Here is a 19,993-nt window from a genome sequence, read left to right as displayed (position 1 = left end):
GGATGGCCATCTGAATATTACGCGTTAGCAACGGTTTCTTGTGTTGCTGACGCTTTGGTTGTGTAAGTCACTGGCTTCTTGTGTTTTTTCTCACTCAGGAAGTAAGTGAACACGACCGCGAAACACACTGCGTTAACGATGAATGAGGTTTGCATACCTACGTTATCCGCCAACAGACCTTGTACCACAGGAATCGCCGCACCACCGATGATAGACATCACCACAAAGCCACCGGCTGTTTCTGTGTAACGGGTATCTACTGACTGAAGCGTTGACGCAAAGATAGTGGCCCAGCATGGTGCGAACAGGGCTGATGTACCAACCGCGACCCATACTGCGCTGAAGTTTGGTACGAACGTGACGTACAGCAAGCACAGGAAGCCAACCGCTGAATAACCCATCAGTACGTTTTCTTGCGTGGTTTTGGTGAACAGGTAGTTCGCCAACAGTTTACCCAGGAAGTACATGATGAATGCGTACAGCAGGTAGTTCGCGGCATCGTGCTCAACCATGGTTGGATCCATTGCCAATGCCAGACGGATGGTGAATGACCATACCGCAACCTGCATACCCACGTAAGCAAACTGCGTCACGATACCTTTGAAGAAACGGGTGTTGCTTGCCAGATAAGTCAGCGTTTCACCAAACGTTGGTTCATCGGCTTTCTTGTCTGATACGGCTTTACAGTTTGGGTATTCCGTGATGGCAATCAACGCAGCAACGGTGGCAATGATACCGACTAGCCACTTGTACGGTTCCAGTGTCTGCTGCAGGATTTGATCTTTGAACATCGCCAGTTCATGGCCGCTTAGCGTTGACATCATTTGTTCAACGTTGACACCTTCTTGGAAGATCAGGTGCTTACCAAGCAGCAGACCCACAATGTAACCCATCGCATTGATGGTGTGAGACACGTTCAGGCGCAAGGTCGCACGCTCTGGCTCACCAATCATTGCTGAGTAGGTATTACACGATGTTTCAAGGAATGACAGGCCAATTGCGATACAGAAAATCGCCGCCAGGAACATGGTGTAAGTGCCCGCATGTGACGCAGGGAAGAACATCAAACAACCAAAGATATAAAGCGCCAGACCCAGCAAAATCGCTAATTTATACGACGTTTTCTTTACCACCATCGATGCAGGGATCGCAACCAGGAAGTAAGCGCCGTAGAACGCTGACTGGACCAATGCCGAGGCAAAGTTCGACAGATCAAAAATCGTTTTAAATTGGGTGATCAACACATCGTTCAGCGCAGCGGCCGCAGACCACAGTGCGAAGACCGTTGAAAGTAGCAGGAACTGGAAAATCGGGGTTTTGTTTAAATAACCGTCCGCATGTTGAACAGTATGATTTCGAATAAACATAGGGCGCTTCCATCGTTATCTGCCCTTACGGGCTATTTATCGTTGTTTGATTTCGAGTTTCAGGTCACAGGGGTTGACGCACACCGGTGCTTTACACTGGCACGTTGTGCGTCACCGAAATTAAAACACCACGCCAGCTTGGAAAATGACGTTGGCATAAGGGGTACATTCCCCGGTACGCACCACAGCTTTGCTGTTATGAGTGCGTGCTTTGAATGCGTCATGGGACACTGTTTCGATTGAGATCGTTTTGCCGCAGCGCTTCTGCTCAACCGCCAACAGTTCAAGCAGTGCCTGATACAGATTAGGGCTGACTTGGGCAAACTCTTCCGCTATCACAACACCTTCAATTTGCGACTCCGTTAAGATCACACGCACCGTATCGATAAAACTCGGCACACCGTGCGTCAGCGCTAAATCAATGCGCTGAACATGGTCCGGAATAGGCAGCCCAGCATCGGCAATCGTGATTTCATCGGTATGACCCAGCGTAGCGACGAGGTAAGCAATATCCGCGTTAAGTAAGGGACTTTTTTTCATTCTTATCGGCCTAAGTGCGTGAAATGAGCGGCGACCTTGCCTCCCCTGCCATGCGCCGCTGTCATGAAGAACAGCCATCAATACACTGTGTGCAGAGGGAAGAAACATCGCCATCGATACGTTTCGATGAAATCATAATCCTATCGAGATTCTTTGCACTGACCAAAAAAGCATTGTGTGATTAGGATCGGAGATAAACCCGAGAAGAGAGGAAATTGAGTGACAAGCATCACACTAGGTTGTGCAATGAATGAGGATTTACGTAAAAGACATCAGTATGCGCGATACTGCATACTACATAACGATAAAATAGCTGCGTGTTGAACCAACGACATCGTTACATGCTGGATTTCTGTGCGATTAGTGGTGCTCAAATGTTCAGAACAAATACGACGAGCTATCAATACGACCAAGGCGATCGAGGCTGTATATCGCCAGTTCCGAAAACTGACCAAAACAAAAGGTGGCTTTGCCAATGAAACCAGCTTACTAAAATTACTTTATGCTGGGATTTTAAAGGCGTCAGAGAAGTGGACACATTCGGTGCAGAACTGGAACCTGATATTATCTCAGCTAAGTATCCATTTCATAGGTTGGGTCGATGAGTATGTAGACTACGCTGACACAGAACGATACCCCTCTCAGTCACACTGTACAGACAGTGAAAACCTCACCATAAAAATAATTGAGCCTCAAAAAATAACGTTATTTTGGATTCAGTGAAAATATTCGATTGAGCTCACGCTTTAATAATGGAACCTCTATCCAAAATCCAATCATCAACAAAAGATATCCAAGAAACAGTAAGCCTATTAATCCCAGCATAGAACCAAACAATCCTTGAAACATCACATTGAATAACTCAACAATCAGAGGGAATGACCAAAGACATATAAAACCAAGACCAAAACCGTCTGGTCGTACAATCAACTTGATTTTTTGGCCTTTTTCTTCCTTATTTAAAGGATAACAAACGGCGACAGGTCTAAATGCATTTCTCAACCACGTTTTCCTCTGTAATTTTAATAGATGATTGGCATATACACCGGATAACTTAGATTGATTTATTTTATGACCAAACCCTGGATCATCAAAATTCACGTAATATATTTCTTCAAAATACGGGATAAATTTCATTACTGTTATGTCCTTCACAGTAAAACCATTGTTTATCGAAGCTAACATGTTTACATACGCATATGTAAACATGCTAATTATTTTTTTTATTAACCAAGTCCATTACCACTGCCAGCCTGATTTGATTCATTTTGCTCAACCCATGCAGATAAGACTTCAACTCTATTCTCTCTAACAGCGGAATTTGCAAACTGTCGTATATATCTATTTCTACCTCAATCAGATATATACCCTCAATTAATACCCTGTAAGAATATTCGCCTTGTTCAGGGATACACTGCAAAACACATGCATGTTTAGTTTCATGCCCCGCAGCCTCCAGTGCCTTTTTCAGACCGAATTCTGGCTTTTGTAACACTTCATTAAGACGCATCAACTCGTCTCGGCACTCATCTTCTGTTTTGCTGCCGATTAACTTCATTCATTTAATACCCCATGATTCACTACACACAACTCAGCGTTATCACTTCGGTTTTTTTTCCATATGAAGCGCTAAATCTCATTTCGTAACCTTTATCTGATACGGAAAGATGAACCCCTATAAAATACTATTTATGACAACCTAAAATAACACACCATTTAAACAGTGATCGCATAATTTTTTCACCAATAACAATCCCATCAAGACAAACAGGTATTTCTTTTATTTTCTCATAATAATTTATTTCAATGTTCCATCTGCTATCAGTTCAAATACTTTACCCATTTCCTTCACCATCCACGTCAAATACTCATAACATAAAAAACCTTATATTTAATTCATAAATAGCTATTTTCAATCAAATAAAGCAATCTTTTCCTTGTCACTCTTTGGTTGTCTATATACCAATTATCTTCCGTTTCAAAGCCCGACAGCGAACAATCAGATTGCTCAGACAGCCAGTCAATGAATTCAAACTTTGAATTAAACGTCTGAATAATCCCTACATATGAACCACCCGGTGCATATTGCATCCCATGCCTATACATCAACCACTCATCAAAATGCGTGTAAAGTACTTTATTATCCTCTAATACAAATCCAACACCACAGTATCCATAATGACAATAATCAATACGGATATTTCTTTTTAAATAATCGTAAACTTTTTCAGATAATTCATAACCAAATATTTCGGCACTGTTCATAATGGCTTCTATGTGAAAAACTGACTGGAGATTGACTAGCATAGGTTAAATTTAGTTCGCTAGTTCACCACCAGCATGCACTCTACTGATAATCATTGATACAATGCGAGCATGAATGCTGTAACGGGTTGAATCATTGGGGATATATCCGATGCGCTTAAGCCCAAACGTTGTACCCAATTTATCATTCGCCATTTTAGCACCAAGTAATGCGGCTTCCCTTATCGCTTCAGGATCAACCCCATCAGAAAGTGAAAACGCCATTGGCGGTTTCGCATATAACTCAGGAACTGGTACATGATTTGCTGCCAGTTCAACCTCCAGATACGCATCTTGTCCAGCACCGCACTGATACGCCCCAATATATCTATTACCTATTTTCTGAAATGTGGGCATAACATCAATACCTCGATAAAGCCCCGCACTTACTTTAAAGAGCGAGGTGAAAATCTGAATTAATAACCATCACCCGTAAGATAGATAGTCGCGCATCCACTTCGATTTACACTATGCCGTATTTAGTTTATATCGCAAAGGATCCCAAATACTTCAATGCATTAGGTGAGATCTAGATTGAAGAATGGTGAAACGTCGGATGTATCTTATCAATAACGTTAATCACTTGAAGCACAGAAGAGAGCCTTGAACCATTCGGTATGACGCGTTAGGTCGGGATAGACGCATAGAAAAAAGGCCAGCATTGCTGCCGGCCTTCATACCTAAACGCATTACGCTCAGGTTTTATTCAATACTGCTTTTGATGTTCGATGTGATTACTGCAAGTACGCGTTAAGCATCCATGTGGTTTTTTCTTGCTCACGAATGTAATCGCTCATCAGTGCTACCGTACCTTCGTCACCAATTTCAGCGGCTTTTTCTGCAATACGACGTTGTTTAGTGATCAACAACTGGAAGGCATCCAACAAGCCTTTCACGCAGTCTTCGGCTTGGCTGGCGTCTTTATGCTCGTGAATTTCACTCAGTGCCAAGTACTGGCTGAAGGTGTGATTTGGACGTGCGCCAAGGGTGAGAATACGCTCTGCAAGTTCATCGACTTTAAGCTGCAAGTCTGTGTACATTTCTTCAAACTTCACGTGTAGTTCGAAAAATTGCTTACCTTGAATATTCCAGTGGTAGCCACGTGTGTTCATGTACAACACTTGGTAGTCTGCTAACAGTGCATTGAGTTCTTCGACTAATTCGTTCGTTGGTTGCTGTTCTAGACCAATTAAGTTTTTCATGATGCTGTCCTATGATGTTCTGTTCATAAGCCGAATCTATCAAGAAGGTTCGGTCTTGCTGAGGAACACTTTATCGCAGCCACTCTAGTGGGTATAACTGTTTGATCCTATCGGCATGATAGGAAATAACTATCCATGGTCGTTGTAACGATGGGTGGACAATGCTGGTCATTCACGATAACAGTGACGAAAGTCATCATCTCTATTTCGTTTGACAAGGCCAAGTTCAAGACATACGAAAAAGGCCAGCATTTCTGCTGGCCTTTAGAATGTGGCGGAGAGATAGGGATTTGAACCCTAGGTGGGCTATAAACCCACGCCGGTTTTCAAGACCGGTGCTTTAAACCACTCAGCCATCTCTCCTGAGTGCGGCGATAATACGGGTTACCGCTTAGTAGGTAAAGTCTTTTTCTTTGTTTACGCTACCGACTGCGCGCATAACCCACACATCGGCACACTTTGCATCAAATCGCTTAACAATTACCGAAGATTGCGATGAATTCAGATGGGTTTCATCGCAATCTTCAGGGTTTGATGTGTGGTCGCATGTTCAAACTCTTTAAATCGCCCATTGATGCTCATTAGAATCCAACCATTGGCGACCAATAGTTTTATGAGCTCCTCGACACTCATAATGCAATCCTTCATCAGAATAAAACAAACCCCGCAATGGCAAGGCCAGTACGGGGTTTAGTTTGGGGATGATTATACTAGATCAAAGCGGTCTGCATTCATCACTTTGGTCCACGCGGCAACAAAGTCTTTCACGAATTTCTCTTTGTTGTCGTTCTGTGCGTACACTTCTGCGTAAGCACGCAGCACTGAGTTAGAACCGAACACCAAGTCAACGCGAGTGGCAGTCCATTTTACGTCACCAGTTTGACGAGAAACGATGTCGTAAGAATTACGGCCGGTTGGTTTCCAGTTGTAGTTCATATCAGTCAGGTTCACGAAGAAGTCATTCGTCAATGCACCCACACGGTCTGTGAAGACACCGTGTTGGCTGTTGCCGAAGTTCGCGCCCATTACACGCATGCCACCCAACAGAACCGTCATTTCAGGGGCAGTTAGGCCCAACAATTGTGCATGGTCTAACAGCATTTCTTCTGGTGCCGATACGAAGTGTTGTTTCTGCCAATTACGGAAGCCATCATCCAGGGGTTCTAGCACGTCAAACGATTCAACATCTGTTTGCTCTGCCGTCGCATCACCACGGCCTGGGGCAAACGGTACGTTGATGTCAAAGCCCGCTTCTTTCGCGGCCAATTCCACACCCAGGTTACCGGCCAGTACAATCACATCGGCAACGCTGACGTTACTTTCAGCGGCAATGCCTTCCAGTACAGACAAGACACGAGCGAGTTTTTCTGGCTCGTTACCTGCCCATTCATTTTGTGGGGCAAGGCGAATACGTGCGCCGTTTGCGCCACCGCGTTTATCTGAACCACGGTATGTACGGGCACTGTCCCAAGCGGTCGATACCAAGTCACTGACGCTAAGATCGGTTGAGGCAATTTTCGCTTTCACCGCCGCTACATCGTAATCGGTACGGCCAGCAGGAACAGGATCTTGCCAGATTAGCTCTTCAGCCGGTACGTCTGGACCCAAGTAACGTGCTTTAGGGCCCATATCACGGTGAGTCAGTTTGAACCAAGCACGCGCAAAAATATCAGAGAAGTGATCAGGATCGTTGTAGAAACGCTCTGAGATCACGCGGTAGTCTGGGTCCATTTTCAGAGCCATATCCGCGTCGGTCATCATTGGGTTACAACGCAAGCTTGCATCTTCTACGTCAGCAGGCTTGTCTTGCTCTTCGATAGACACCGGTTCCCACTGCCATGCACCCGCTGGGCTCTTAGTCAACTGCCAGTCGTGGTTCAGTAGCATCTCAAAGAAGCCGTTGTCCCATTGTGTTGGGTTGGTTGTCCATGCGCCTTCAATACCACTGGTAACCGTATCACGGCCAATACCGCGAGAAGTATGGTTGTTCCAGCCTAGGCCTTGCTCTGTTACGTCTGCGCCTTCTGGGTCTTTACCCAGATTTGCCGCATTACCGTTACCGTGTGCTTTACCCACGGTGTGACCACCGGCAGTCAATGCGACGGTTTCTTCGTCATTCATACCCATACGAGCAAAGGTAACGCGCATGTCTTCCGCGGTTTTTAGCGGGTCTGGGTTACCGTCAACACCTTCTGGGTTCACGTAGATAAGGCCCATCATTACCGCTGCCAATGGATCTTCAAGATCACGGCCATTGGAGTAACGGCTGTTTTCTGCATCGCTGGTGGCTAGCCATTGTTTTTCAGAACCCCAGTACACGTCTTTTTCTGGTGCCCAGATATCTTCACGACCAAAGCCGAAGCCGAAGGTTTTCAGACCCATTGATTCATACGCAATGGTACCCGCTAGTACGATCAAATCAGCCCAGCTGATTTTGTTGCCGTATTTTTGCTTGATCGGCCAAAGCAGACGACGCGCTTTATCCAAGTTCGCGTTATCAGGCCATGAGTTCAATGGCGCAAAACGTTGGTTACCGGTGTTTGCACCACCACGACCATCATATGTACGGTAAGAACCGGCTGAGTGCCATGCCATACGCACCATCAAACCGCCGTAGTGACCCCAGTCTGCTGGCCACCATTCTTGGCTGTTGGTCATTAGCGCTTTCATGTCTTCTTTAAGCGCTTCTACATCTAACTTTTGTACTTCTTCGCGGTAGTTAAAGTCAGCGCCTAGGGGATTGGTTTTGGTATCGTGCTGGTGAAGAATGTCGAGGTTTAGCGCATTGGGCCACCATGCAACATTGGATGTTTCAGAGGAAGTCATTGCACCGTGCATGACAGGACATTTGCCGCCTGTGTTATTGTTATGTTGGTTCATGTTCACTCCATTCCCTTATTTTGGGGATTTATTCAGCGAAATACACACAAAGTAAAATTTCGCTTATTCTTTTGATTGGGTTAGTCGAAGCCGATTTATTGCGATTATTGATAGATTAATTTGCAACATTTATATGCTAAAAATGCAACCAATACTGTGACAACTTCGTCTTTATGGAGTGAACAATACGCCTCGTCTTATCAAGAGAAAACGCGTTATTTCCTATTAGATTGATAGGTAAAAGTAATTAATCATACAAATGGAGGGTGTGTACACCCTGTATGGTCGTAGATGATGGACAAATCACCACACCCCAAAACCATGAGCTCGCACTCGGTGTTTCCCAGCGTCCCGGGTTATTTTTGGCTTGATAACAACTGTCTTTATAGCTAACCACATCACCATTTTCGACTTCTGTGACGCCGGGAACAAACTCAATGACAGGATCCGGCGTTTCGGGGTCTGTCGGCACATCTGGGTCAGTCGGTATTGAAGGGTCAGTCACACAGTCAACAACGTCCCAAAACCATGAGCCTTCTTTAGGTGTCTCCCAACTACCCGGGCTGTTTTTCGCTTCAAAGCATTGATGATTAAACGAGTAAATATCACCATTGTTAGCTTTCGTTTGGCCAGGAACAAATTCAATGACAGGATCCGGCGTTTCGGGATCGGTAGGTATGTCAGGATCGGTAGGTGGATCAATGTCTGTTGAATCCCCAGGCAATAACTGCCAATCATCAAGATAAGCCGATAGATAATCAGTACGAATACCCGTCGTTCCCTCGGCTAATAGCGCATTATTTACTGATAATATCTCTGTGCCATCCAGAGTCAGAGTCAATGTATTTTCCACTGCCGAAAAGTTAATAGTATACCATTGACCCGCCGCTAGTTTTCCATCTTTGTCCAAGTAACTCCTCGCACCATTCGTTAATTTAGTTTGTGCAAGGGTCGTATATTTCCCTTGGTATTTCACTTTAATGGTTACGTTACCGTCATAACGAACAGAGGCCACATATAAATCATCAGAGGTTTGGTAACGCGCAAAAGCATGTAAACCCGACCATGCTGGAATAGAAGACCCGTTTTTCCACGTTTTAATATACGCGCGATATTGATTCATTTGGTCGGTATACTTTATTTCGTTACCATTGTGATCTTTACTGATTGAGACTACACGGAATACTTTATCGTCAGTCCAGCCTTGCTTCAAACCGTCTACATATTTGGACGCTAAACATCCAGACGTTACATCAAAATGGGGGATGGAGCTTTTATCATTTGAGCACTCTAACTGCTGTCCATCAGAGTAGCTTGAAAAATCTTCGCCTTGCCATTGCAAACTTTCAGATGCAGGCCCACTAACATAAGGCCCTTCACTTTCAGGGTATGCATCATAGAATGCGGCAGCAGAACTGCTTACTGTAAGTAAAAAAAATGTACTGAGGTGACAACATATTCTTTTAAGTTTGAATCGATTGTTCATTGTTACATCCTTATATTATTATTGTTGTTTCACAGATTGATCCATTTTCACTATGCCGGATTGGATACGCCCGGCAAAGCGAGCTCAATCCTTCAATATCTTGAGTGCGAGATAGATTGAAAAATAATGAAACACAGTGTGTATATCATCAATAACTTTGAAGCCACGGAAACACAAAAGAACAAGTTGGTACAGGCAGGGCGAAAAGAATAAGTGCGAATTACTGGTCATTCTATTGATAAATATATGCGGGATAAAAAAGAGGCTGTCACACCTCTTTATTCTATGTATTAACGGGGATTATTGCTTTTTGATCAACGCCTTTACCACATCTAAGGTATACAGCTGACAATCAACGGCTGTCTGTGGATCAAAATCTTGCTTGTGTTGATCGGTATTAGAAAGAACACGGATACCGACAAAGGGCACTTTATACGCTTGTGCCACCAACGCTGCCGCTGACGTTTCCATCTCTTCAACAGACGTGCCTAGCGTGTTGTGGAACCAGTTGATACGGTCAACTTCTCGGTTCCATTCGTCTGCTGAACCAATCAAGCCTTTAACAACGTTACCCTTTTTGTAAACGTCTGCCTGCGAGTAAGCGATATTAACCAGTTTCTCATCCGCTTTAAATTGTGGGTATTCAACAAACTCACCCTTTTCACGTAATCGCATGGTTACGTCGAAATTTTGCCATTGGGTCGGGTCGATACCCTGGCCTTTTTCTTTAAAGGACGTTTTGTACGCACCCATGTTGAAGCTAGCCTCACCCACCACAATATCACCACGGTACAGTTTCGGATCATGCCCGCCAGACGTGCCTTGGTTGATGATGTATTTTGGATTGAAATGCTCAATACCGATCGTGGTGGAAGCCGCCGCGTTTGCTAGGCCGACTTCCGTGCGAGAAACGACAACCGGATAGCCGTCGATTTCACCTTGCCAAAACGTCCAAGAACCGACTGTCGTTTCCTTAGATTCTTTCAGTGCTGCAACAAGCGTGCTGGTTTCAATGTCCATCGCACCCTGTACCAAGATAGGTTGCGGGGCAGCAAAAACTGAAAAAGACACAACAACAGGGGCAAGAGCAATCAAGCGCATAAACATAACGACATACTTATCAATAAAAAAGAATGCGTAATTTACCGATAGCAAACGTTTGCGTCAATCGTGTTACGTTATTTTTCGCCAAAATATCACGCTTACTCAGCATGAAATTCAGCAATGACGTGAATCTACCTACGCGTTAGCCTTCGTACAACTCCAGCGGTAAACCATCTGGATCGCTAAAAAACGTGAATCGCTTGCCAGTCAGCTCATCGGTACGGATAGGCTCGACCGCAATGCCTTGCGCCTGCAAATACGCAGCCACAGCTTCCACGGACTTCACCACAAAGGCCAGATGCCTTAACCCTTGCGCTTCCGGTTGAGACACACGCTTAGGCGGTTCGGGAAAAGAAAATAGTTCAATTTGATGGCCATTAGGCAGCGCCAAATCCAACTTGTAGGACTGCCTGCTCTCGCGGTACGTCTCCGCAATCACTTTCAACCCTAATACCTCGGTATAGAACACTTTCGATCGCGAATAATCCGAACAAATGATCGCAACGTGATGAATACTTTCTAACAACACCTAACGACTCCTTCCCTAAAAGACCAATCCCAATGCCTTTAAATCTGCTTCACATTGGGCAGCGTTGGCAAACTGAATCGCAGCCATGCCCACCGCTTCTGCGCCTTGTACGTTATGCGGCATGTCATCAATAAACACGGTTTCTGCGGGGACTAAATGATAATCAGACAGCAAGGCATGATAAATCTCAGGCTGAGGCTTCAATACGCCTTCTTCTGCTGACACGGTCGCGCCATCAAATAACGGCCAGAAGGTGTACGTCGCTTTTAAATGCGCCACAATATCATGCACGTTATCGGTTAAGGCATACACGCCGCACCCCGCCGCTTTCACCCGTTCAATCAAATCCACCGTGCCATAAATCAGCAATTGGGTATGCTTCACGTAATAAAACAGCCGGTCGGCATCCAGTGCGGAAAACCCAAGATCCTGCTGATACTGCGCTTTGGCCTCTGCCTCGGTAATCAGGCCTTTATTGAGGTTCAGCCAGGTATCGGATTGGAAAATCGTCCGCGCCTTAGCTTCCACCTGTGCGTAGTCTGTGTCACCGAACGTGAGGCGTGCAATCTCCAAGGGCGACCAGCGCACCACCACGTTACCAATATCAAAAACCACCTGTTTAATCGGACCTGCTGCCATGGTGTCATCCTTTACTTGTGATAATTCGCATTACATCAAAACACATTACGATTGGGAAAAATACTGGCATGCCACCAAGATTACGCCTCAGCATCAATAGGCAAATCAAGAGACAATAGACAAAGGATTAGCAACATGTCCGATAAAATCGCCGCACTTTGGTGCGCATGTTTTTCATTGGTGATGACGTATTAAATTGAATCATGCGCCCTAGCGTCCATTGCTCGTACCATGCCACACCGTATAATTCATCGTCACTTAAACGGGCAATCAGTAACTGTATGTCGCTCACCGTCGATTCAAGTTCAGCAAGCAACGCTTCATATTCCCAGTCACGGTAAGCTTGATGAAAACTTCCGGCGAGTGATCCTAGCTGATTCCACTTGTACCCCGTTTCAGGAAAATCCACGTGCTGATTATTGGCTTTTCGATGATGCCATTTAAGCACGAGTTTTCCCCAACCGATCAAATATGCGGCGGTGTCACTCACACTAATAAGCGTACCTTTAACGTTTCCTTCTACACCCGGCTGACGCGCGAGATCGGCCGGAATAGCGCGATAATCCGCCATTAATTTGGGAAATATTGTATTAATGGCTAATGCCAATTCATCCTTGTTTTGGGGTACGGAAGACATATCTCTCTCCATTAAAATGGCTTGTGGGGAGAGCCCCACCATGGCGAACGGTTCGCATCGACAAAGGAATAAAATTGAACAAAAATCACTCACTCAGTATCCATGGGGACGATCTGGCTAGCAATGCACTGAATCACAAAATCATTATCTTTATGAAAACTCAGGGGGCGATCAAACGTTCTTGCAACAGTTGCAAATATCCCGCCCTAATCATGGACAAAGGATGCGGTGTAGGGCTTTCGCTGTAAGAAATGCCCATCAATAGGTATGGGCATAACCGGTGAATACTGAGAGGTGGTATTGGGGATGAGATACGGGAAAAAAACGAACACTCGGCAAGAATAAAAGTCTTACTGTGTCTGCTCGACCACCGAAGACGTCGCGGCAGTTTTTGCCTGCAACCACAGACCGGTGGCTTTCATCAGATAACCAAATACGCCACCTAAGATCAGAGACGGAACCACAAGCTGCCAATTCCCATCCGCTGCAAACGTGGCGCATGAGCCAATGAAGGTACCCGGGATGAATGCTAACCATGCTTGCTTGGCTTGAATACACATAAAGAATGCCACAATCGCCGTAATGACATAGCCTAGGATCTCTAACCCTGCGTAGGTGGACCCGTAGATGATCACCATGGCCCAAAACACACCAGACATGTTAGTGATTAGGCTGATTGCCAAACCTTTTAAGCCACTTGTCGGGGAGGCAAAGTAACTGGTGCAGCCAAGAAAGCCCGCCCAAGAGAGCAGACCCAGGGATATCGCGATCCAGCCCCACACACCAGAGAGAATGCCCGTCGTAATGGAGATAGCTAAAAGAGTTGTCATGGTATGCTCACCCGCTTGCCAGTCTCGCACCCGCTGAATTTAAGCGCTGGGTTCGAGAGCTGCTTTCATAAATTGAAATCAAGCAGCCAATACTAGGCCATGTAGGGTTAACACTTCGGTGATCTTGATCACACAAGAGATCATTTCATTGCATGATTTTCACGCTGAAATGTGGCATTTGTGATCTTTCTCAAGCAGATACCATCATTCTCTCTCCCTATGTCTAGATTAATCTTTACTCATAGACAAAATGCCAGACACATGATTTTCCATAGCGGCATATGCACAGCGACAATAACGCATATTAATGGTAAACGCGCTAAAGAAAACCGTCATGTCTACTTGCTTATATAAATAAGCTAATCGAATGAAGATTAAATTTAAAGTTATTCTGAATAACATGAATCTGTGTCAACTACGAAATGGATACGTTTCTAAAAACAATGGTTCTATCTTTTCCATCAAATCGTAGTTTCAAGTATAAGGCTCTAATTATTTTAGCCGAACTAACTTCAGTTGTTTCAAATGCCATATTTATGGTAGCCTTAGTATCAACTGGAACCGAAATAGAACCTATATATAAGTTATCATACGATTGTGTACCAGAGAGAAATTCTGTCACTTCTGCATTATTACCTTCACTATCTATTAAATGAGATTTGTGGCCTCTAGAAAAATACATATCCTCACCTAAGTTATACACTCCCATTGAACAAGAAATTTTAGTCCCTGACCTAGAACAAGAATTTAGCTTAAACTCAATTCCAGACTGCTTCATAACACTACCGTACTTATATTCCGACTCAGCATTAATAAATGGAGCAAACGTGAATTTTGGCGCGTTAAACTCACTGCCCAAAATTGGGAAAGCAAAAAAGCCAAGTATTGCTGATATATAGAAAAACTTCACTTTACCTTTACTTAGCTCTCCTGATACAGCTGTTTTACCAATGTTAACCAATGTAAGAAATAGAACTACATAAACTAAAGCTATAAATGCTCTATAAGTGCCAACACCACCACCTATAGACTGTTGAAGAAAGTCAACGATATCAATATTGAACATTCCAAATATTGTATACCAAGTTACGATAGTAGTTGGTACAATAACACCCAAAATATTTATTATTTTTTTCATTATCGTTCCTATTCGCTCAAATACAATATGGTAAAAATTAATTCTATATACCAACTCTCATCCAACTCAGCCACACTTGGTGGATTTGTATAAGAATGCTATTCATTCTACCCTATCACTGTTTGTTTATTACTTTGATATACAGAAGGACTTTATTTATGTAAATTCAGATAGTGATCTAACGTTCTTGTAACGTTTGCATACATCCCATCAGTTCTCATTGACATTGCACTGCAATCAATCACGAAAGTAAACGTTATAAAGACAAGCAAGCGATGTAATAGTCGTTAGTATCGAATTACAGCTTTTCACTGAACGCCCCACAGCGGTTGCATTTGTACCCATGCTTGTAAAAGAACAATGGAAAGCCAAGAAAAATAAACACCAAGAAAGCGGGTCGTTTACCTTTTGTATGGGCCGACAAGTCACGACTTCCACAGTTTGGACAAGTATCCAGTGACTCGCCAACAACAGCCTCATTCTCCAACGATGCTGAAAAGTCGCCGTTGAGTATTTGTGTGGCCGCGTCTAAGTCACCTTCTGCCACCATCAGTCGCACGCCTCCCATTGCATCAGAATATAGCCACTGGGTATTCACCGTGTGCTCATCTGCGATGTAACTGTCTATGCCTGCACCATCTAGGCTGGCTTTCGCAATATGTGCTTCATGAGGGAAATAAAATCGGGCAACAACAATCACAGGTTACTCCTCTTGGGACGAAAACATAGCCAGAAATTAGCGATTGACGCCATAGTCGTTTGTTCGTTGCCCATCTCAAAGGCTAGTGCTAACATTTGTACACACACCAACAGAGGATTACGTCATGGATACTAGAATTCAATTTCGTGTTGATGAAGAAACAAAACGCCTAGCTCAACAAATGGCTGAGAGCCAAGGTCGCACTCTGAGTGATGCATGCCGTGAACTTACTGAGCAACTCGCTGAACAACAAAGAAAAACATTGTCTCACGATGCATGGCTAACTGAACAAGTAAACCTAGCATTTGAGAAGTTTGACTCAGGAAAGTCCGTTTTCGTTGAGCACCAAACTGCTAAATCTCGAATGGAAGAGCGCAAAGCCAGAATCCGTAATCGAGGTAAGCAATGATTTTATGGGAAGAAGAGTCACTTAATGATCGTGAAAAGATCTTCGAGTTTCTCTATGACTTCAACCCTGATGCGGCAGAAAAAACTGACAACCTCATTGAAGCAAAAGTAGAAAACTTGCTTGAACAACCTTTAATGGGTGTACAACGAAATGGCATCCGCGGACGATTACTCATTATTCCTGAGATTTCGATGATTATCTCTTACTGGGTAGAGGGCGATATCATCCGAGTTATGCGTGTACTCCACCAGAAACAAAAATTCCCTACGGATTGATTGCTTCCTCTGGGGAACTAACGAATGACATGGACTCCCCCTCATCCAGACTCTGCCACACTTGAAGAGTCAAACACGATATATGTTCGGAGGTCACCATGTCACTTTCACTCTATGGCATCGATTTAGCCAAACATAGCTTCAGTATCCATGGCGAAGATGCAACAGGCAAGGTACTGATCCACAAAAAAATAGCGTGATCTAAGGTTCTTGTAACGTTTGCACACCTATCGCCCGCTATCATCGGAATGGAAGCCTGTGGTAGTGCAATAACAGCAGCGCAGAGGAGAGATGGCAGCCATGAGACAGCAAAACAGCTAACTCATTGATAAGTCGACATTCACGTGCTTATCTCGGCATCGCTCGTCTTGAGAAAAAGACTGAACGATGTTCCCACCAAACCCAATCGCACAATTTACTCTATAAAGAAGCATCGGGCTTGTTCAACACCCGGGATTTAGTGTTGGCTGCGCAACACCTTAATCCTTATTTGTTAGGTTTACACCGCAAACATCTACTATTTATTCAATAACTTATAACCATTACTTATCCACTCTTCAGCAATTTCTTTCTTTGTGTGTGACGTATAAAATGCGAAAAGCTCTAGATGTTCGATACGCTCTAAAAACGGTTTTAAGTTTGAGAACTTGCCCAAGCGATTGCTTTTAAAACGACTTAGGCGCTGCGCATGGTTTAAATTTTCATACGCATCGCTACTGAATGTGTAAACCAATTTCTCTGAAGTTAGTACGACCACTAAAACTAGCTTTTCCTTGCTCATTGTATTCTCCTTATCTGTATTTGAAACATCTTCCATCGGCGTGGGTACCCGGAAACCTAACGAATGACATGGATCCCCCTCATCTTGCTCTACCACATTAGATGAGACAGTTTCGATAAAATCTTGGAAGCCACCCTATCACTTTCAATCTATGGCACCGATTCAGCCAAACATAGCTTCAGATTGGCTTGTAGTGGTCAACCATTTCCGGACAGTAAATTAGTTTGTTTTTCAGCTTTCGCTGGCGGCACACCATCATTGTGACTGTGTGGCCGCTGCCAATTGTAATAGTCCATCAAGTAATAACTGATATCCTTTGAGGCATCTGTCATTGTCATGTATCCGGTTTCAGGAACCCATTCCGATTTCAGGCTTCTGAATAAACGTTCCATTGGTGCATTATCCCAGCAATTACCACGACGGCTCATACTTTGCTTGATTCGATATCGCCACAGCCGCTGGCGGAATAATCGACTGGCATACTGTGAACCTTGATCTGAGTGGAACAGAAGATTTTTAGGCTTGCCCCTAAGTTCGTAAGCCCGATCCAGTGCTTTAATAACCAATGCAGCATCTGGATGGGCCGACATCGCCCATCCCACAACACAGCGTGTATACAAATCAATAATAACAGCGAGGTAGCACCATTTAGAGCCAGCCCAAATGTAAGTGATGTCGCCACACCACACTTGATTAGGGCCACTTACATCGAACTCTCGGTTTAGATGATTTGGGATATCTGGTCGCTCATGAGCTGTCGGTTTATATTTGTGTGCGCCAGGCTGTTTACTTGTTAGCTCCGCTTCTTGCATTAAGCGTCGAACTTTAAACCGTCCAATGCTGTAGCCGTTATCACGCATCATCATCATGAGTGTACGACTGCCCGCCGAACCACGGCTTTCAGTAAAAAGTCGTTTGATTTCACTGCGTAATTCAATACGCTCAACATCTATAGCTCGGTGACGTTGCAGATACTCGTAATAGCTTGAAGATGAGATACCGAAAACGGAACAGACCAATTCAACGGGTTCTTGCTCTTTCAACTGGTCTATCAGCGAATACGTTCTATCTCGTCCGCCATCAAAAGAGCTGTAGCCTTTTTTAATATCGACTTTTCCCGTTCAAGACGGTTAATACGCGCTTCAAGCTCTTGAATTTTTTGTTGCTCAGGGGTTAGTGCTTTGCTTGATGGCGTTTGGCCTTCACGTTCCATTTTTAACTGGTTTACCCATCGACGGAGGACATTTTCACTCACATCCAGTGAGCGGCAAGCCTCCGCAAACGTGTAGCCTTCATCCAGAACCAGACTGGCAGCTTCAAGTTTAAATTCAGCAGAAAAAGTACGACGTTGTTTTGTCATGAAACACCTCTAAAACTAGGCGGTAACTTTACCACCTAAAATGGTGTCCGGGATCATTAAACCACTACAGCTGCTACGCAGCCAAGGAGGATCGCTTTACCCCTTGACACCCCAAAGGCTCATATGTGTTAGTTTTCTAACTCCGGTATCCTCACAAATAATTCTCTATCATCTCGAACAGTATTGCTTTCAAACTTATCTCTAATAGGTTGCCAAAAACGGTTGTAATTATATGAGAACAGATCTTTCAATAGCACCGTGTCAACTTCTTTATTTCTTACCATGGCAGCGACCATCTTATAAAAAGCAGCCACCCGGTTTAACGTTGCAAGATCATCGGCAGAAATGTTTTTTAACTCGTCGCTTTTCACCCCGTGAACAAATTGTTGAACAAGCTCTTCCCAATCATAATGAGATTTGGGAAGATCAGTGAATTTCTCCCACATATACATTCTTCTATCCGCAAAATCTTGGTCTTGATAATAGTCTCTAGATAACTGTAATGTATTGTTTATACGACGATTTTTCCTATTTATTCGATAGTTAATAATAATTGCAGCTGTACCAACAGTAGTGGCAAAGCCAGCAGATAACAATATTGCCAAATAGCTTTCCATTTCAACTCCCTAAAAACTTCCTTTTATAACTCCAATAACCCATACAAAACTAACGAATGACATGAACTCCCCCTCATCCGGCTCTGCCACACTTGATGAGTCAGGTTCGATAAAATCTCGGAGGCCACCCTATCACTTTCAATCTATGCATTGATCTTGCCAAACATAGCTTCAGTATCCATGGCGAAGATATGGCAGGCAAAGGTACTGATCCACAAAAGCCTTCTCTTTCTATAAATTCAGGGGAAGATCTAAAGTTCTTGCAACATTTGCAAATATCTCGCCAGCCCTCATTGGTATTGAAACCTGTGGCGCTTCCTATTATTGGCCGCGTGAACTGACCAAACTCGGCGAACTAAAGCGCTGCGTGTACGTAATCAACTGCTGTTGCTGGGTCTGTTTTATTCCACGCCACCGACGGTGCCGATAACCAAAGCCAAAGCCGTTCGTGTCTGTCCCTGCTGTCAACATGAGATGGCCTGTGTGGGCGTCAGCCGACCGAGATAGCCGAAAGGCGAACAGAATAAGGATAATGGTGCAATGGTAAGTAGCGCAGAGGAGAGATGACAGCCAAGAGACAGTGAAAACAGCTAACTCACTGATAATACGGCATTCAAAGTATTATCTTGGCATCGCTCGTCTTGAGAAAAGAGGCAGAGCGATGCCCCCTTCAAACCAGATCGCACAATTTACTTTATAAAGAGGCGTCGGGCTTGTTCAACACCCGGGATTTAGTGTTGGCTGCGCAACACCTTAATCCTTATTTGTTATACGTTTACTCAAAGGCTGCGCAGTTAAAACCTTGTAGCATCAACCCTGTTTCGTTGTTTATTTTGCTGTTACTGACTTTGTTCTGTTTAACAAATGAAGAGTATTCTTGGTCGATACGGTTTAATGGCTTTCCAAACAATACACGCGTGTTGCCACCTTGCATTGCAATAACTTTATGCCCCCAAACTGGATCTGCTTCTAGCAACAGATTATCTTTAATTTCTGTTACTTTGTATTCCACAGCTATGTTTCTATTTTTGTTTATTACATAAACACTATCACCAACTTGAACTTGGCTATATTCCTCCCAGCCATGTTGAGAGCTTTCTAAGTCAAAGAATGCACCCGCGCCATATATCTTCGCATGGCGCCGATCCGCAATGTTAGAAACTAAATACTTAGGCATATTTCCCTCCGAAACGTA

General features: G+C 44.1%; 22 protein-coding genes, 1 tRNA gene and 2 pseudogenes. 4 read left to right on the top strand and 21 right to left on the bottom strand.

Translation table 11 applies throughout. The features are described from left to right. Positions 1-17 precede the first annotated feature (17 nt). Positions 18-1,367: an L-fucose:H+ symporter permease gene (gene fucP / locus ACSF8W_RS06145; RefSeq protein ID WP_500845982.1), complete on the bottom strand. Its 1,350-nt coding sequence runs from the start codon at positions 1,365-1,367 to the stop codon at positions 18-20. Positions 1,368-1,487: 120 nt separating this feature from the next. Next, the gene (rbsD, locus tag ACSF8W_RS06140; protein WP_500845980.1) at positions 1,488-1,907 is read right to left on the bottom strand and encodes a D-ribose pyranase; all 420 of its coding nucleotides are present in this window, start codon (positions 1,905-1,907) and stop codon (positions 1,488-1,490) included. A gap of 372 nt (positions 1,908-2,279) precedes the next feature. Here rbsD and ACSF8W_RS06135 point away from each other — a divergent pair. Beyond that, a pseudogene (locus tag ACSF8W_RS06135) lies at positions 2,280-2,522 on the top strand (transposase); the annotation flags it as partial. 90 nt (positions 2,523-2,612) lie between these two features. Here the strand turns inward: ACSF8W_RS06135 and ACSF8W_RS06130 are convergent. The 15 genes from ACSF8W_RS06130 to ACSF8W_RS06060 form a co-directional block, all read right to left on the bottom strand. Beyond that, complete coding sequence (locus ACSF8W_RS06130; protein WP_500845978.1) at positions 2,613-3,044, bottom strand: hypothetical protein; 432 nt, start codon at positions 3,042-3,044, stop codon at positions 2,613-2,615. A 73-nt stretch (positions 3,045-3,117) separates the two neighbouring features. Continuing rightward, positions 3,118-3,465 (bottom strand): hypothetical protein, encoded by a 348-nt coding sequence (locus tag ACSF8W_RS06125; RefSeq protein ID WP_500845977.1) that lies wholly within the window; start codon positions 3,463-3,465, stop codon positions 3,118-3,120. Positions 3,466-3,803: 338 nt separating this feature from the next. Beyond that, a complete protein-coding gene (locus ACSF8W_RS06120) occupies positions 3,804-4,172 on the bottom strand; it encodes a hypothetical protein (RefSeq protein WP_500845976.1) in 369 nt (122 codons plus the stop codon). Between the two features lie 51 nt (positions 4,173-4,223). Further along, on the bottom strand, positions 4,224-4,568 hold the full coding sequence (locus ACSF8W_RS06115) for a hypothetical protein (protein WP_500845974.1): 345 nt from the start codon (positions 4,566-4,568) through the stop codon (positions 4,224-4,226). Positions 4,569-4,945: 377 nt separating this feature from the next. Next, the gene (locus ACSF8W_RS06110) at positions 4,946-5,413 is read right to left on the bottom strand and encodes a Dps family protein (protein ID WP_500845973.1); all 468 of its coding nucleotides are present in this window, start codon (positions 5,411-5,413) and stop codon (positions 4,946-4,948) included. A gap of 272 nt (positions 5,414-5,685) precedes the next feature. Further along, a tRNA-Ser gene (locus ACSF8W_RS06105) sits at positions 5,686-5,776 on the bottom strand. Positions 5,777-6,118: 342 nt separating this feature from the next. Continuing rightward, complete coding sequence (gene katG, locus ACSF8W_RS06100; RefSeq protein WP_500845972.1) at positions 6,119-8,293, bottom strand: catalase/peroxidase HPI; 2,175 nt, start codon at positions 8,291-8,293, stop codon at positions 6,119-6,121. Between the two features lie 247 nt (positions 8,294-8,540). After that, complete coding sequence (locus ACSF8W_RS06095) at positions 8,541-9,779, bottom strand: hypothetical protein (protein ID WP_500845971.1); 1,239 nt, start codon at positions 9,777-9,779, stop codon at positions 8,541-8,543. A 300-nt stretch (positions 9,780-10,079) separates the two neighbouring features. Continuing rightward, positions 10,080-10,886, bottom strand: coding sequence for a 5'-methylthioadenosine/S-adenosylhomocysteine nucleosidase (gene mtnN, locus ACSF8W_RS06090; protein WP_500845970.1), 807 nt, complete (start codon positions 10,884-10,886; stop codon positions 10,080-10,082). Between the two features lie 139 nt (positions 10,887-11,025). Then, a complete protein-coding gene (gene gloA2 / locus ACSF8W_RS06085; protein ID WP_500846669.1) occupies positions 11,026-11,409 on the bottom strand; it encodes an SMU1112c/YaeR family gloxylase I-like metalloprotein in 384 nt (127 codons plus the stop codon). An 18-nt stretch (positions 11,410-11,427) separates the two neighbouring features. Continuing rightward, positions 11,428-12,051: an HAD family hydrolase gene (locus ACSF8W_RS06080; protein ID WP_500845968.1), complete on the bottom strand. Its 624-nt coding sequence runs from the start codon at positions 12,049-12,051 to the stop codon at positions 11,428-11,430. A gap of 127 nt (positions 12,052-12,178) precedes the next feature. Continuing rightward, the gene (locus ACSF8W_RS06075; protein WP_500845967.1) at positions 12,179-12,688 is read right to left on the bottom strand and encodes a ClbS/DfsB family four-helix bundle protein; all 510 of its coding nucleotides are present in this window, start codon (positions 12,686-12,688) and stop codon (positions 12,179-12,181) included. Positions 12,689-13,038: 350 nt separating this feature from the next. Then, positions 13,039-13,518 (bottom strand): DUF1097 domain-containing protein, encoded by a 480-nt coding sequence (locus ACSF8W_RS06070; RefSeq protein WP_500845965.1) that lies wholly within the window; start codon positions 13,516-13,518, stop codon positions 13,039-13,041. A 415-nt stretch (positions 13,519-13,933) separates the two neighbouring features. After that, positions 13,934-14,656, bottom strand: a complete 723-nt coding sequence (locus tag ACSF8W_RS06065; RefSeq protein ID WP_500845964.1) for a hypothetical protein — start codon at positions 14,654-14,656, stop codon at positions 13,934-13,936. Between the two features lie 298 nt (positions 14,657-14,954). Continuing rightward, entirely contained in the window at positions 14,955-15,356 is a 402-nt protein-coding gene (locus tag ACSF8W_RS06060) for a putative signal transducing protein (protein ID WP_500845962.1), read from the bottom strand. A gap of 124 nt (positions 15,357-15,480) precedes the next feature. Here ACSF8W_RS06060 and ACSF8W_RS06055 point away from each other — a divergent pair, with 124 nt between their 5' ends. Continuing rightward, a complete protein-coding gene (locus ACSF8W_RS06055; RefSeq protein ID WP_005398409.1) occupies positions 15,481-15,765 on the top strand; it encodes a type II toxin-antitoxin system TacA family antitoxin in 285 nt (94 codons plus the stop codon). Further along, a complete protein-coding gene (locus ACSF8W_RS06050) occupies positions 15,762-16,040 on the top strand; it encodes a type II toxin-antitoxin system RelE/ParE family toxin (RefSeq protein WP_500845949.1) in 279 nt (92 codons plus the stop codon). Before ACSF8W_RS06055 ends, ACSF8W_RS06050 begins: the two co-directional genes overlap by 4 nt. A 517-nt stretch (positions 16,041-16,557) precedes the next feature. Here ACSF8W_RS06050 and ACSF8W_RS06045 read toward each other — a convergent pair. The 3 genes from ACSF8W_RS06045 to ACSF8W_RS06035 all read right to left on the bottom strand — a co-directional run bounded on the left by ACSF8W_RS06045 (position 16,558) and on the right by ACSF8W_RS06035 (position 18,798). Then, complete coding sequence (locus ACSF8W_RS06045; protein WP_500845948.1) at positions 16,558-16,821, bottom strand: hypothetical protein; 264 nt, start codon at positions 16,819-16,821, stop codon at positions 16,558-16,560. Between the two features lie 197 nt (positions 16,822-17,018). Beyond that, positions 17,019-18,181 (bottom strand): IS3 family transposase gene (locus ACSF8W_RS06040; protein WP_500845946.1). Its coding sequence is split into 2 segments (ribosomal slippage): positions 17,019-17,926 and positions 17,926-18,181, totalling 1,164 coding nucleotides; the frame shifts between segments, so codons are not numbered across the junction. A 128-nt stretch (positions 18,182-18,309) separates the two neighbouring features. Next, positions 18,310-18,798 carry a DUF4760 domain-containing protein gene (locus ACSF8W_RS06035; RefSeq protein WP_500845944.1) on the bottom strand — a complete coding sequence of 163 codons (489 nt, stop codon included), beginning with the start codon at positions 18,796-18,798 and terminating at the stop codon, positions 18,310-18,312. A gap of 360 nt (positions 18,799-19,158) precedes the next feature. On the opposite strand from ACSF8W_RS06035, the pseudogene ACSF8W_RS06030 reads away from it, so the two are divergent. Beyond that, positions 19,159-19,305 (top strand): annotated as a pseudogene (locus tag ACSF8W_RS06030) (IS91 family transposase); the annotation flags it as partial. Between the two features lie 268 nt (positions 19,306-19,573). Here ACSF8W_RS06030 and ACSF8W_RS06025 read toward each other — a convergent pair. Continuing rightward, on the bottom strand, positions 19,574-19,993 hold a 420-nt coding region (locus tag ACSF8W_RS06025; protein WP_500845943.1), incomplete at its 5' end, for a hypothetical protein.

The organism is Photobacterium sp. 270122K (genome assembly GCF_059941365.1).
Note: the sequence above shows the minus strand (reverse complement) of the source record. Positions and strands in the feature narration are given on the sequence as shown.